The sequence below is a fragment of the Marinobacter sp. B-12 genome (genome assembly GCF_056857915.1).
This window is the reverse complement of the sequence record NZ_JBSXOB010000056.1, coordinates 23446-36549: the sequence shown is the minus strand read 5'-3', so window position 1 is coordinate 36549 and position 13104 is coordinate 23446. Positions and strand designations below refer to the sequence as shown.

Here is a 13104-nt window from a genome sequence, read left to right as displayed (position 1 = left end):
TCGGTGACGCCATTGATCGGCCCTGGAGATATCATTATGACAGCGGACAAAGTAACACCCCTGAATCCGGCCCGGGAGCCGAATGTTATGGCTCCAGCGCCAGAGGCGCTCGCCCCGGGCAGACCGGTCCTGCAGGTGGACGGGGTTAACAAAATCTACAGCAATGGCACGGTCGCTCTGAAAGGAGCCGATCTGACTATAAAACAGGGGGAGTTCGTCAGCCTCCTGGGGCCTTCCGGGTGCGGCAAGAGTACCTTACTCCGGATTATGGCGGGCCTGGGTGAAGTGACCACCGGTACGGTCAAATGGTGGGAGCAGGATTACGGAGTGGTTGGCAGCAAGGGCCGGAAGCTGGCCTTCGTGTTTCAGAATGCCACGCTGATGCCCTGGGCTCGGGTACGTAAAAATATTCGTCTCCCGCTGGATCTGGACCACGCTGGTAATGCACCGGAAGTCGAGAAAAAGATTGATGACGCCCTCGATATGGTGGGCCTGACGGGGTTTGATGAGAGCTTCCCGAGAGAGCTTTCCGGCGGCATGCAAATGCGAGCGTCCATCGCCCGGGCCATGGTAACCGAACCTAACCTGTTGTTGATGGATGAACCTTTCGGAGCCCTCGACGAGATGACCCGCAACAAGCTGAATGACGATGTTCTGAAGCTCTGGCGAGAAAAGGGCTGGACCATTGTCTTCGTGACTCACAGTGTTTACGAGGCGGTCTATCTGTCCAGTCGGGTGGTTGTCATGGCGGCTCGCCCCGGACGGATCGTGGATGACATCGAAATCAAAGAACCCTATCCCCGTTCCCCTGATTTCCGGGTATCCACCGAATTTGCCGGATATTGTCGGCAGGTGTCGATGGCTCTTGAGCGAGCCAGTGCCATGGGAGAAAGCAAAGAGGGGAGTGATTCATGAAAACACCATTGATCCAGAACGAGCGCTTTGTTCAGGTCGCTGCCCCTTTGCTTGTGGGAGTCTTGGTGCTTCTGATGTGGCAATTGACGGTGGTGGCGTTTGAAGTACCGAAATACATTGTGCCCAGCCCCGTGGATATCGGGCAGTCGCTGGTGTCTGATTTCAATTCGCTGTTTAATGCCTTGATGATGACCCTCAAGGTAACCTTCCTGGCCTTTGCTATTTCGGTGGTTCTGGGAGTGGCGGCCTCGTTGCTGTTCGTGCAGAGCAAGTGGATTGAGATCAGTCTGTTCCCCTATGCGGTGCTGATGCAGGTAACACCGATTGTGGCCATTGCGCCATTGATCATCATCTGGGTAAACGACACCACGTGGGCTCTGACCATCTGTGCGGTGATCGTAGCTATTTTCCCGATTATCTCCAACACCACACTGGGGCTGCGAAGTGTCGATCCGAACCTGTTGAGCATGTTCCGGATGTATCGCACCAGCCGCTGGCAGGAATTGGTGCGTTTACGTGTTCCGAGCGCCCTGCCTTACTTCTTCGGAGGCTTGCGCATCAGTTCCGGGCTGGCTTTGATCGGTGCGGTGGTGGCCGAGTTCGTTGCTGGTACCGGGGGAGCCAAGGCCGGCCTGGCCTACATGATCCTGCAATCCGGCTACAATCTGCAGATTCCCAAAATGTTTGCGGCGCTGATTCTGATCACCGTAACGGGAATCCTGTTGTTCGCACTGATGGTCTGGATGTCCGACCGGGCACTGCGTAACTGGCATGAGAGTGCATTGAAGGTCGAGCACTGACCATGTCGCGGTCTACTTCGGTAATGCCTGCATCGGGTGCCGGCTATGCTTGGCGCAACGGGTACCTGCTGGTGGCCTTTACCGCACTGGCCTGGGGGATTAATTTTCCCATCATGAAGATAGGCCTGGCCTACAGCCCGCCGCTGTTGTACACGACCTTGAGGATGGTCCTCGGGACCCTCACCATGTTCTTGATTGCGCGAATGATGGGCATTCTCCGGATGCCGCACCGGGCGGACATACCGGTGGTTTTCTCCGTGGGCATTCTTCAGAACATGGGGTTTATCACCTTGGTGACCTTTGGCATGCAGTATATGCCCGCCGGTCGGGCGGCGATTCTGGCCTATACTTCACCAATCTGGGTGGTGCCGGCAGCCGCCTTGTTCCTCGGCGAGCGCTTAACCTTGTTCAGGGCATTGGGTGCCGGATTTGGACTCGCTGGACTGCTGGCTATATTTAATCCACTGACCGTCGACTGGCACGCTGAAGGGATGGTGACCGGGGGCGGATTGATCGTTCTGGCGACGATTGTCTGGACGGCAGGACTGATTCATGTCCGTCGGCATCAGTGGCGCGGGGATGTGCTGTCGCTGATACCCTGGCAACTGCTTTCGTCATTGCTGCTATTGGTACCCTTGGCCCTTTTCGTGGAAGACCTTGCTACCATCCGATGGGAGCCAGCTTTTCTGGTGAACATCTTCTTCAGCGGCGCCATTGCATCGGGCCTTTGCGTTGCAGCTCAGGTCGGTGCCATCCGGTCTTTACCCGCAGTGACCATGTCGCTGAGTTCCGCCGCGGTTCCAGCGGTTGGGCTGCTCTCATCTGCCGTTGTTCTGAATGAACAGCCGAGCGGCTCGGATATTTTCGGGTTCTGCTTGGTTGGTCTGGGAATTCTGGTGGTCGGGCTAGCGGATCGACGACAGGCTCAGCGCGCGCGGAATATTGCTTATCAGAATGGAATTAATTAAAAAAGTCTGGGTACCCCCCCAGCGTCGCTGAGGGGCCGATCGACCCAATCCCGACGTTCGGAAATTTTGTCGCGATCGTCGTTGGATACCTCTGGCGCGGAACGTCGTTATTGGCTCCGGCCCGCCAGAGGATGGTAATAGGCGGTCGCGCAATTAGGCTTTTGAAGCCATGGTTTCGGACAATAGTTCAACTCGATCCTGGCCCCAGAACTGTTCGCCATCCAACACATAGGCCGGAGCTCCGAGAATCCCATCGCCAATCGCTTCGTCGGTATGACGGTCGTACTGTTCAGTAACGTCTGATGACCGGGCCGCTTCAAGCAGGCCTTCTGCATCCAGTTCAAGGGTGTTCAGGATGTCACGAATTACCGCTTCATCCGCGATGTTCTTCTCCTCTGCCCAACAGGCTGCCAGCACTCTCTGCACAAAATTTCCAGGATTCTGGCCTGTCGCTTGGAGGGCAATGACACAACCGTCAGCCAGACTCGGGTCTGCGGGAAAATACGCTGGTTTGAGGTTGACGGACAAGCCGCGTTTTTTTGCCCATCGTTGGATTTCAAGCAGGCGGTACTCTTGGCGGCATGCCGGGCGTTCGGGTAGCGGTTTCGCGCCCGAGTTGGCGAACACCTTTGGCAGCCTTATTGGCTTGAAGTTGATGCTGGCTTTCGCCTGTTCTGCGGTTTCAAGGAAAGCCTTATGTCCCAGGTAGGTAAACGGTGAAAGGCAGCTGAAGTAATAATCAATGGTGGGGCTCATTGCTGTTGACTCCTGATCAGTGATTCTTGGATTTTTATGACTGCCCGGTACTTTAGCTTTTATTGAGTGGTCACTCAATAAAGTTCGGCCGTCATCCACGAGGGCATCATAGGGGCTCTTTTGCACCAAACAGTTCGCTACCAAGCACCCAAAACATTTGCACCACTGATAAGAGTTTTTCGTCTGTTGCGGACAGTCTTGAAATACTTTCCGAAATTAGTTGACCACTACACAGAGTTTTCTTGCTGAAAGGAGCTTCTTCAATTGAGTGGATGCACCATGGACACAATTTGGCCATAGAATCAGTTTCTGGGGGTATTACACCAGAACCAGGATGAATGTCATTGCCTAGGTTGAAATTTGAAAGGGAGTAAATTTGAATCTTGAAGATGATTAAAGGCGGGAGGTGTAACTTACTGATTTTTCATGAAAATGGCCCGCCCGTCAGGATTCGAACCTGAGACCTTTGCCTCCGGAGGGCGCCGCTGCTACCCGGTAGCAAGTGGGGATAATCGACCAAAAATCCGCATGATCAATTAGTTACTCTAAAATTTAACACTATAAAAAATCACGATAAAACAGCATTTTGACCGATTAACGCCGATTTTTGGCACAAGACTGATAGGGTTTGGATGTCCGGGAACAGGACATTTGATCGGTGCCCCAAACCGGCTTTTGGCCTTGGTGATGCGTAGTTTACGCTCCCATGGCTCGTCCGCAACTGTTAGGTTTCGAGTGTCCCGAAATCGGACAGCGACGAGGTCGTTGGCCTCTTCTAATCGTATTCGCGAGTTAACGGTAGAGCCGGCTCGCCGGTTTTGCTGGACTGGCTTTCTGATGCCATTGGGTTACCTAGTGAAACGTTTTCGTTGAGTTTGTAATCGGTGCCCCATCCATGGAGCTATACTTTTATGGCGGTACATTATCTCCAAGCATGCCGATGCCATGGGCGAAAAAATCAGGCCTGTTTTTGCTTTTTCGACCAAGCTATAAGAAGGGCATCACGCGCTTATTCGAAGGCTGAGCAAAAATTAATTTGCCGGGGTACTCAAGGAGGGTCGGTATCATGGTTGGAAACTATAGGCTGCAAGACAATCTTGGCGAGACAGGGCAGGATCTTCTTGGGTTTACTGATATCGCAGGCCGGCTGGCGGATGTGCTCATCGACCCTGCGGTCGCTGGGGGCATCGTACTCGGGCTTGAGGGTACGTGGGGGTCAGGAAAGTCGCACTTGGTAGGACTGACGAAACGGGAGCTGAGTAAACGGCAAGGCGCGGTTTGTTTTGACTTTCGACCCTGGCTCGTCGGGAACCGCGACGAGCTCTTGGACGCTTTCTTCGCTGATTTGCGCAGTGTAATCGAGCTGCACTGTGATAACGGCGGTGCCGTTCGGAAAAATGAGGTCGACAATGTGCTCAACAAGCTACTAGGTTACTCGGCTCGATTTGGGCGGTTAGCTCCGCTAGTGAAGCTGTCTGGTCTGGTCGGTGTACCTGGGGCAACACAAGTCGAAACTTTTATGCAGCAGCTCGCAAAGCTCGGCGAGCTCGGCAAGGGCGCTGAGCCGCTCTTGGTTGTGAAGGATGAGATAAGTACGGCTCTCGCAAAATTTTCTACGCGCATCGTCGTTTTTATCGATGACGTAGATCGTCTTGAGCCAAGTGAGATCATCGAGGTTCTTAGGCTGGTGCGTTCCGTGGCTGACTTCCCAAACCTTGTCTATGTACTTTGCTATGACGCGGCAGTGGTCTCCGAAGCAATTACCTGTGAGACGAAGGCAGGAGATGGGCGCGCCTATCTTGCCAAAATCGTCCAGATCCCCGTGCTGGTTCCAGAATCTGAGCCGTTTGCGCTCCGTCGTATGCTGGAGTCTGGACTGGCTGAGATATGGGATGGCATAGATCCCAGCTCGGCTGAACGACTCCCGATACAGCTTGATTATTCGACGCACCGGCTTCGGACGCCGCGCGACGTGAATCGAGTTCTAGACGCCGTTCGCTTTCTTTGGCCTGCGTTGCGTGGCCGCGCCGACTTTGTGGATCTTTGCGGGCTGCAGCTCATTAAAAACTCGAATCCAGCGCTTTATCAGGCGATCGAGACGCTTTGCGCCTACTTCGCCGAGCTCCAAATAAGCTTCAACAGGAGGACCTCGCCAGAGCGAGAGAAACAGATTCTTGAGGATATGAGAAAAGCGCTCCTTACCGAAGGATTAACGCTTGCGGAGATACCTCGTGACGTGGTTGCTTTGGCCCCGAAGTTTACTATCAAGTTGTCGACGGACTCGTCAAAGATAGACGAACTCAATTCGCTTCGCTTTAGCATGCAGGAGGCGGCACTCGCATCAGCGGCGTCCGGTAAACGGCTGGCAAGTCCGGATTACTATCGGCTGTATTTCGCTCTAGCCGCACCAAAAGGGGCGCCTCAGAAGGACGACTTTGATGCCCTGCGAGACGCCCTGAGAACCAAGGGAGAAGAAGCGTCCGACCTACTTCAAAGATGGTTTGAAGAACCTACGTTCTACGACGGGACGACGAAGGGTAGGGAAGTGTTAAAGCGGATCGAGAGGCAATCTTTCGGGAGCCTGGACCACGACGAGGCGAAGGTTTTTATTGTGGCGTTGGCGAAAACAATGGATCAATGCGCGCCGGCCGAATGGACGATGCATGAGAGGCCGGATGACTGGTACTATGCAGGAAAGGCCCTAGGATTTCTCGCTAGCTCTAATCCAGGAAACTGGTTCCGTTCCGCGATCGACTCTGCCTTCAAAGACGGCTCTACGATCTGCTGACTTACATACACTCTGAGATGGGATCTCTTGGTCAAAGACGGGGCGCGCTCAGGCAACTACCTTCCGGCATGGGCGCTGCAAACAGCCTGCGAAGCGTTCGAGTCACGCCTCGACGGCATGACTTGGAAGCAGGTCTTTGATACCAGGCGCCCGCTTTTCCTTCTCGACTGTTGGCTGCTGCTCGGGCATGGCGACAAGTCACGAGCCTTGTTCATCGAGGGCACAAAAAGCGACGAGGACTTCGTCTCTATTCTCGAAGCCATGGTTGAGACAGTGGATGATGCGAACCGCGGGCAGGTGAATGTTGTGCGCCACTCAGTCCTCACCGTCGTTATCGATCCAGAAGCGGCCAAAAAGCGTCTTGAACTTATTGTGAAGGACCATCGATCGCTGGGTAGTCGCAGCAGCTCGATCCTGGAGAGCATTCGTTTGGGAGTCGATATGGTTGAGCGATAGTTGGCCCCTTAAATGAAACACATCTTCATACTCCGAAATGGCAGCGTCAAAGGTGTTGCAGGCGAGCCTAGTCGAAAGCATGGCGTTTTCGGTTCAGATCGAGCGCTCCCGTCGCGCCGTTGCGGCGTCGTAACGGGTTTGATCTGGGCAAACCTACTCGGCGGGCTCCCGCTTGATTGTGGAATCATCTATTCATGATGAGTTTGTGGAGAAAGTTATACAAAAGATGCAGCGGCTCACAATTGGGCCTAGTATCGATAATCCGGATATTGGTCCAGTTATATCGAAAAAAACAATTGGATAGAATTCTTGACTACGTGCAGGTCGCCAAGGCGGAGGGCCTGAACATCCTAATCGGTGGCGATCAGTGGGCAGAAGGCGAGTTAGGGAAAGTATATTTTTTCAAGCCCACCCGTAATTGATGGTGTTTTATCGGCAAACCGTGTGACTTGTGAAGAAGTCTTCGGCTCAGTACTCTCGGTTCTTTCCTTTTCGAACTTGCGTGAAGCGCTTACTATCGCCAATAGTACGGAATATGGATTGTTGACTGAAGTTTGGACAGGGGATATCAATAAGGCGCATTACTTGGCAACCAAGATCAAGGCTGGTCAGGTTTATATTAATAGTTATGGAGCTGGGATGGTGTTGAGCTGCCTTTCGGGGCTACAGGAAGAGTGGGTTTGGGCGTGAAAAGGGAATTGAGGGCTTAGGAGTTACCTACAACTAAAAAATGTGGCTGTTAAGATAAATATTTGATGTCGGGTAGGGGCGGTCCATGCTGATGTTGCTTTCGGTTTATAGGCTACGATCCAGTATTCCTGAGGGAGCTTACGAGGAGTATGCATAATATAAGTTGGCTAAATTTGTGCCACACTTTTTATAATGGAATGCCTAGCCCGTAAAACGTTTACGGCGCGGGTTGCGAGCATGGCGTTCCGGGACACGCCGTAAATACGTCCATGTAGGCTCGTAAAAAACATCCCTGTTTTTTACGGTCCCGGACAGACAGGCCCGCTCCCCACTTGATCATGCGCAGTTACCGCCTAGGGCCTGGCCTACTTTTGAGCCGTTGTGGCGTTTTAACTGGGTGCTGATCCATTCGCCGGTTGCTACTAATTTGTCCAGATCGACGCCGGTTTCTATTCCCAATCCGTTCAGAAGGTATAGCACGTCTTCGGTGGCTACGTTGCCCGACGCGCCCTTGGCGTAGGGGCAGCCGCCGAGGCCGGCTACGGATGAGTCGATGACAGCTATACCCTCTTCCAGTACCGCGTAGAGATTGGCCAAAGCCTGGCCGTAGGTGTCGTGGAAGTGAGCGGCCAGTTTTTCGATGGGCACTTCGGCGGAGACGGCTTCGAGCATGCGTTTGGCTTTCAATGGGGTGCCCACGCCGATGGTGTCGCCGAGGGAGATTTCGTAGCAGCCCATTTCGGCCAGGGCCTTCGCTACCTTGGCGACCTGTTCGGGGGCGATGTCGCCTTCGTAGGGGCAGCCGAGGACGGTGGAGACGTAGCCGCGTACCGGTATGTGGTGTTGTTTTGCCGCTTCCATCACCGGCAGGAAGCGTTCGAGGCTTTCGGCGATGGAGCAGTTGATGTTTTTCTGGCTGAAGGACTCGGACGCAGCACCGAAGACGGCGACTTCGTGGGCCCCCGCCGCCAGGGCGTTTTCGAAGCCCTTGAGGTTGGGGGTGAGTACGGAGTAGCGCACGCCTTGTTTGCGTTTGATGCCGGCCATCACATCGGCGGCGTCACCCATTTGTGGTACCCATTTCGGCGACACAAAGCTGGCGGATTCGATGTGGTTGAGGCCACAGTCGGCCAGCCGGTCGATCAGTTCGGTTTTGATGTGGGTTGCAATGACCTCGCCGGGCTCATTTTGCAGGCCGTCGCGGGGGCTCATTTCAACCAGTCTTACCTGTTTTGGGAAGGCCATCAGCCTGCCTCCTCTTCCTCGTCTGCAGTGACTTCAATCGCAATCAGCTCGGCCCCTTCGGAGACCTGGTCACCTTCGGCGAAAAAGATGTCGGTGACCACGCCGTCGGCCGGGGCCTTGATGGCGTGTTCCATTTTCATGGCTTCCATGATCACCAGGCTCTGGCCGGCGGTGACGGTGTCGCCCACTTTGGCCTGTACCGCGACGATGGCACCGTTCATGGGGGCAGCCAGGCTGCCTTCGCCGGCCATTTCTTCGAAGCCATAGGTTTCACGATAAACGGTGCACTGGAAGGTGTCACCCTCGTAGAAAAGTACCAGCTGGTCGTTGTGCAGGTTGCCATGGATGCTGATGCGGTGGCCGTTGATGACCGCCTGCAGGTAGTCGTCGTCCAGGCGGGCGGTGAGGTTGTACACGCTGCCGCCGACGAACACCTGGTAGCGGTCGTCTCGCTCTAGCACCTTGAGTTCGTGGATGTCGTCACCTACCTGCAGTTGCAGGGGCTGGGCGTATTCGGAGTTCATGCGCCAGCTGTTCTGGCGGCCGAATGGCGACCAGGGGTCGGTGCTGATCACTTCCCGGGACTTGCGCTGTTCCAGCACGAAGCCGGCGGCCAGGACCAGCGCCTTGTGGGTGTCGAGCCGGGATTTCGGGAACAGCAGCTCCCGGTGGTCGTCGATAAAGCCGGTGGTGAGCTCAGCTTCCCGGAACGGCTGGGCGTCGGCCAGGGCGTGGAGGAAGCGGATGTTGGTTTTCACGCCGGCGATGCGGTAATGCTCCAGGGCCTGCACCAGGCGGTTGATGGCCTGGTCGCGGGTTTCGTCCCACACGATGAGTTTGGCAATCATCGGGTCGTAGTGGATGCTGATGTCGTCGCCTTCGGTGACGCCTGTATCCACCCGCACATGCGCGCTTTCATCAGGAGTACTCAGGTAGCGCAGGTTGCCGGTGGCGGGCAGGAAGTCCTGGTCCGGGTCTTCGGCGTAGATGCGCGCTTCCAGGGCGTGGCCCCGGGTTTTCACCTGGGACTGTTCCAGGGGCAGGGGCTCGCCCCAGGCCACTTTCAGCTGCCATTCCACCAGGTCCTGGCCGGTGACCATTTCGGTAACCGGGTGCTCGACCTGCAGGCGGGTGTTCATCTCCATGAAGAAGAAAGAGCCGTCCACGTCGTAGAGGAATTCCACGGTGCCGGCGCCCACGTAATTGATGGCCTGGGCGGCTTTGACGGCGGCCTCACCCATGGCTTTGCGGGTGTCGTCACTCAGGCCCGGGGCGGGGGCTTCTTCCAGCACTTTCTGGTGGCGGCGCTGCACGGAACAGTCCCGCTCGGCCAGGTACACGCCCTTGCCGCTCTTGTCGCAGAACACCTGGATTTCCACGTGGCGTGGCTGGGTCAGGTAGCGTTCGATGAGCATGTCCGGGTTACCGAAGGCGTTCTTCGATTCCCGTTTGGCAGCGGCCAGGGCGTCGTCAAACTCTTCCATGCGTTCCACGACGCGCATGCCCTTGCCACCACCGCCGGCGACGGCTTTCAGCAGCAGCGGGAAGCCGCATTTTTCGGCTTCTTTGCGCAGGGTTTCCGGGGCCTGGTCATCACCATGGTAGCCGGGTACCAGTGGTACGCCGGCTTTTTCCATAATCGCCTTGGCGGCGGATTTGGAGCCCATGGCGGCAATGGCGGAAGAGGGCGGGCCGATGAACACGATGTCGTTGGCTTCACAGGCTTCGGCGAACTGGGTGTTTTCCGACAGGAAACCGTAGCCCGGATGGATGGCCTGGGCGCCGGATTCTTTTGCCACTTTGATGATCGTGTCGGCTTTCAGGTAACTCTCGGAGCTGGCGGCCGGGCCGATGTTAAAGGCTTCGTCGGCCATGGCCACGTGCCGGGCGTCGGCGTCGGCGTCTGAGTAGACAGCAACCACACGAATGCCCATGCGGTGGGCGGTCTGTATGATCCGGCAGGCGATTTCGCCGCGGTTGGCTATGAGAATTTTACTGAACATATTATTCGCTCTCCGGAATCCAGTTGGCGCGGCGTTTGTTCAGGAAAGCACTCAGGCCTTCCTGTCCCTCTTCGCCCACCCGAATGTCGGCGATGCGCTGGGCTGTTTCTTCGATGACGTCTTCGCCGATGACCTTCTGGCTGACCGCAAACACCAGGCCCTTGGCGGCCTGCATGGCTTCGGGACCATTCAGTGCAAGCTGCAGCAGCAGTTCGTTGCAGCGGCGTTCCATGGCGTCCACGTCTTCACACACTTCGTGCACCAGGCCGAAGTGTTCGGCTTGCTGCGCCGTGAAGATTTCGGCGGTGATGAAATAGCGGCGGGCCTGGCGTTCGCCAATGGCGCGTACCACATAGGGGCTGATCACCGCGGGTATCAGGCCGAGTTTAACTTCGCTCAGGCAGAAGCTGGCTTTTTCGGTGGCCAGCACGATGTCGCAGCAGGCGGCCAGGCCGACGGCACCGCCGAAGGCCGCGCCCTGTACCAGGCCGATCACCGGCTTGGACAGGTGGTTCAGCACGTTCATCAGCCGCGCCAGTTCCCGCGAGTCGTCCAGGTTTTCCTGGCGGGTGTTGTTCGCCATGCGGCGCATCCAGCCCAGGTCCGCCCCCGCGGAGAAGTGTTTTCCTTCGGAGCGGAGGATGACAACGCTGGTGCTGTCATCGGTGTTCACGTCTTCCAGCGCGTTGATCAGTTGCTGGATGATCACGTCATCGAAGGCGTTGCGTTTGTCCGGGCGGTTCAGCACCACTTCGGTGACCCCGGCGCTGCGGCGATTGAGCAGAACTGCGTTTTCCTGTTCGGTCATGGAGTTCTCCTCCGTTACATGCGGAACACGCCGAAGCGTGTTGGCTTGGCCGGGCGGTTGAGGGTGGCGGACAGGCTGAGGGCAACCACTTCCCGGGTCTGGGCCGGGTCGATCACGCCGTCGTCCCACAGGCGGGCGCTGGCGTAGTAGGGGTGGCCCTGGTGCTCGTAGGAGTCGACGATGGGTTTCTTGAACTCGGCTTCTTCTTCGCTGCTCCACTCCTGGCCTTTGCGCTCCAGACCTTCACGCTTGACGGTTGCCAGCACGCCGGCGGCCTGTTCGCCACCCATCACCGAGATGCGGGCATTGGGCCACATCCACAGGAAATCGGGGCTGTAGGCACGGCCGCACATGCCGTAGTTACCCGCTCCAAAAGAGCCGCCGATCAGTACGGTGATCTTGGGCACTTCGGCGCAGGCCACGGCCATGACCATCTTGGCGCCGTGCTTGGCGATGCCTTCGGCTTCGTGCTTCTGGCCCACCATGAAGCCGGTGATGTTCTGCAGGAACAGCAGCGGGATGTTGCGCTGGCAGCACAGCTCAATAAAATGCGCGCCTTTCTGAGCGGACTCGCTGAACAGGATGCCGTTGTTGGCGATGATGCCCACCGGGTAGCCGTGAATATGGGCGAAGCCGGTCACCAGGGTCTGGCCGTAGTAGCGTTTGAATTCGTCGAATTCGGAGCCGTCGACGATGCGGGCGATGACGTCGCGCACGTCGAACTGCTTGCGCAAATCGGTACCGACGATGCCGTAGATTTCCTCCGCGTCAAACAGCGGGGCCTTGGGCTTGCGGATCTCTACGTCGGCCGGTTTGCGGCGGTTGAGGTTGGAGATGCAGCGCCGGGCGATTTCCAGGGCGTGGGCGTCGTTTTCGGCGTAGTGGTCGGCAACGCCGGAGACTTTGCAGTGCACGTCGGCGCCACCCAGGTCTTCGGCGCTGACCACTTCACCGGTGGCGGCTTTCACCAGCGACGGACCGGCCAGGAAGATGGTGCCCTGGTTGCGCACGATGATGGATTCGTCGGCCATGGCGGGTACGTAGGCACCGCCGGCGGTGCACAGACCCATGACGACGGCGATCTGGGGGATGTCGTCGGCTGACATGCGGGCCTGATTGAAGAAGATGCGGCCGAAGTGGTCGCGGTCCGGGAAGACTTCGTCCTGTCTGGGCAGGTTGGCGCCGCCGGAATCCACCAGGTAAATACAGGGCAGGCGGTTCTGCAGGGCGATTTCCTGGGCGCGCAGGTGTTTTTTCACCGTCAGAGGGTAGTAGCTGCCGCCTTTTACGGTGGCGTCGTTGGCGATGATCATGCACTCGGTGCCGGAGACGCGGCCTACGCCGGCGACCACGCCTGCGGCGGGAACTTCTTCATCGTAGACGTTGTAGGCAGCGAACTGGCCCACTTCCAGGAAGGGGGAGCCGTCGTCCAGCAGGCGGTTGATGCGCTCTCTGGGTAGCAGTTTGCCGCGGGCGATGTGGCGTTCCTGGTAGGAGGGGCCGCCGCCTTGCTGGATGGTGGCGACTTTGTCCCACAGGTCTGCCACGGCTTTTGCCATGGATTCCTGGTTGGCCTGGAACTCTTCGGACCTTGGGTTTATTTTGCTTTGGAGTATTGTCATAGCTTTTTAGTCCGTGCCTCTTTGTCCGTGCCTCGGCACTGGTGGATGGGGCT

11 protein-coding genes and 1 pseudogene are annotated in these 13104 nt (G+C 56.9%); 7 read left to right on the top strand and 5 right to left on the bottom strand.

The window, feature by feature from the left end; genetic code table 11:
• Positions 1 to 36 precede the first annotated feature (36 nt).
• Genes AC13D2_RS11365 through AC13D2_RS11355 form a run of 3 tightly spaced genes read left to right on the top strand, consistent with a single transcriptional unit; the run spans position 37 to position 2683 of the window.
• Entirely contained in the window at positions 37 to 915 is an 879-nt protein-coding gene (locus AC13D2_RS11365; RefSeq protein WP_213479983.1) for an ABC transporter ATP-binding protein, read from the top strand.
• A complete protein-coding gene (locus AC13D2_RS11360; RefSeq protein WP_041332598.1) occupies positions 912 to 1715 on the top strand; it encodes an ABC transporter permease in 804 nt (267 codons plus the stop codon). Before AC13D2_RS11365 ends, AC13D2_RS11360 begins: the two co-directional genes overlap by 4 nt.
• A 2-nt stretch (positions 1716 to 1717) precedes the next feature.
• The gene (locus AC13D2_RS11355; protein WP_082040495.1) at positions 1718 to 2683 is read left to right on the top strand and encodes a DMT family transporter; all 966 of its coding nucleotides are present in this window, start codon (positions 1718 to 1720) and stop codon (positions 2681 to 2683) included.
• A 153-nt stretch (positions 2684 to 2836) separates the two neighbouring features.
• On the opposite strand, the gene AC13D2_RS11350 is transcribed toward AC13D2_RS11355, so the two are convergent.
• Positions 2837 to 3538 carry a 2-hydroxychromene-2-carboxylate isomerase gene (locus tag AC13D2_RS11350; protein ID WP_258955194.1) on the bottom strand — a complete coding sequence of 234 codons (702 nt, stop codon included), beginning with the start codon at positions 3536 to 3538 and terminating at the stop codon, positions 2837 to 2839.
• Between the two features lie 967 nt (positions 3539 to 4505).
• On the opposite strand from AC13D2_RS11350, the gene AC13D2_RS11345 reads away from it, so the two are divergent.
• The 4 genes and pseudogenes from AC13D2_RS11345 to AC13D2_RS11330 all read left to right on the top strand — a co-directional run bounded on the left by AC13D2_RS11345 (position 4506) and on the right by AC13D2_RS11330 (position 7373).
• Positions 4506 to 6227 (top strand): KAP family P-loop NTPase fold protein, encoded by a 1722-nt coding sequence (locus tag AC13D2_RS11345; protein ID WP_482938633.1) that lies wholly within the window; start codon positions 4506 to 4508, stop codon positions 6225 to 6227.
• A gap of 27 nt (positions 6228 to 6254) precedes the next feature.
• The gene (locus AC13D2_RS11340; RefSeq protein ID WP_482938632.1) at positions 6255 to 6683 is read left to right on the top strand and encodes a hypothetical protein; all 429 of its coding nucleotides are present in this window, start codon (positions 6255 to 6257) and stop codon (positions 6681 to 6683) included.
• A 154-nt stretch (positions 6684 to 6837) separates the two neighbouring features.
• Positions 6838 to 6987, top strand: a pseudogene (locus AC13D2_RS11335) (aldehyde dehydrogenase family protein); the annotation flags it as partial.
• Positions 6988 to 7079: 92 nt separating this feature from the next.
• The gene (locus AC13D2_RS11330; RefSeq protein WP_482938635.1) at positions 7080 to 7373 is read left to right on the top strand and encodes an aldehyde dehydrogenase family protein; all 294 of its coding nucleotides are present in this window, start codon (positions 7080 to 7082) and stop codon (positions 7371 to 7373) included.
• Positions 7374 to 7709: 336 nt separating this feature from the next.
• Here AC13D2_RS11330 and AC13D2_RS11325 read toward each other — a convergent pair whose 3' ends face one another.
• The 4 genes from AC13D2_RS11325 to AC13D2_RS11310 are packed head-to-tail and all read right to left on the bottom strand — an operon-like array spanning position 7710 to position 13051.
• The gene (locus tag AC13D2_RS11325) at positions 7710 to 8618 is read right to left on the bottom strand and encodes a hydroxymethylglutaryl-CoA lyase (RefSeq protein WP_482938631.1); all 909 of its coding nucleotides are present in this window, start codon (positions 8616 to 8618) and stop codon (positions 7710 to 7712) included.
• The gene (locus AC13D2_RS11320) at positions 8618 to 10621 is read right to left on the bottom strand and encodes an acetyl/propionyl/methylcrotonyl-CoA carboxylase subunit alpha (protein WP_482938630.1); all 2004 of its coding nucleotides are present in this window, start codon (positions 10619 to 10621) and stop codon (positions 8618 to 8620) included. Before AC13D2_RS11320 ends, AC13D2_RS11325 begins: the two co-directional genes overlap by 1 nt.
• Position 10622: 1 nt before the next feature.
• The gene (locus tag AC13D2_RS11315; protein WP_482938629.1) at positions 10623 to 11429 is read right to left on the bottom strand and encodes an enoyl-CoA hydratase-related protein; all 807 of its coding nucleotides are present in this window, start codon (positions 11427 to 11429) and stop codon (positions 10623 to 10625) included.
• A gap of 14 nt (positions 11430 to 11443) precedes the next feature.
• A complete protein-coding gene (locus tag AC13D2_RS11310) occupies positions 11444 to 13051 on the bottom strand; it encodes a carboxyl transferase domain-containing protein (RefSeq protein ID WP_482938628.1) in 1608 nt (535 codons plus the stop codon).
• Positions 13052 to 13104 lie beyond the last annotated feature (53 nt).

Excerpts from the sequence above, each read along its gene's own strand:
- AC13D2_RS11365 (WP_213479983.1), top strand. The coding sequence starts at position 37 with ATGACAGCGGACAAAGTAACACCCCTGAATCCGGCCCGGGAGCCGAAT.
- AC13D2_RS11345 (WP_482938633.1), top strand. The coding sequence starts at position 4,506 with ATGGTTGGAAACTATAGGCTGCAAGACAATCTTGGCGAGACAGGGCAG.
- AC13D2_RS11355 (WP_082040495.1), top strand. The coding sequence starts at position 1,718 with ATGTCGCGGTCTACTTCGGTAATGCCTGCATCGGGTGCCGGCTATGCT.
- AC13D2_RS11315 (WP_482938629.1), bottom strand. The coding sequence starts at position 11,429 with ATGACCGAACAGGAAAACGCAGTTCTGCTCAATCGCCGCAGCGCCGGG.
- AC13D2_RS11320 (WP_482938630.1), bottom strand. The coding sequence starts at position 10,621 with ATGTTCAGTAAAATTCTCATAGCCAACCGCGGCGAAATCGCCTGCCGG.
- AC13D2_RS11310 (WP_482938628.1), bottom strand. The coding sequence starts at position 13,051 with ATGACAATACTCCAAAGCAAAATAAACCCAAGGTCCGAAGAGTTCCAG.
- AC13D2_RS11360 (WP_041332598.1), top strand. The coding sequence starts at position 912 with ATGAAAACACCATTGATCCAGAACGAGCGCTTTGTTCAGGTCGCTGCC.
- AC13D2_RS11325 (WP_482938631.1), bottom strand. The coding sequence starts at position 8,618 with ATGGCCTTCCCAAAACAGGTAAGACTGGTTGAAATGAGCCCCCGCGAC.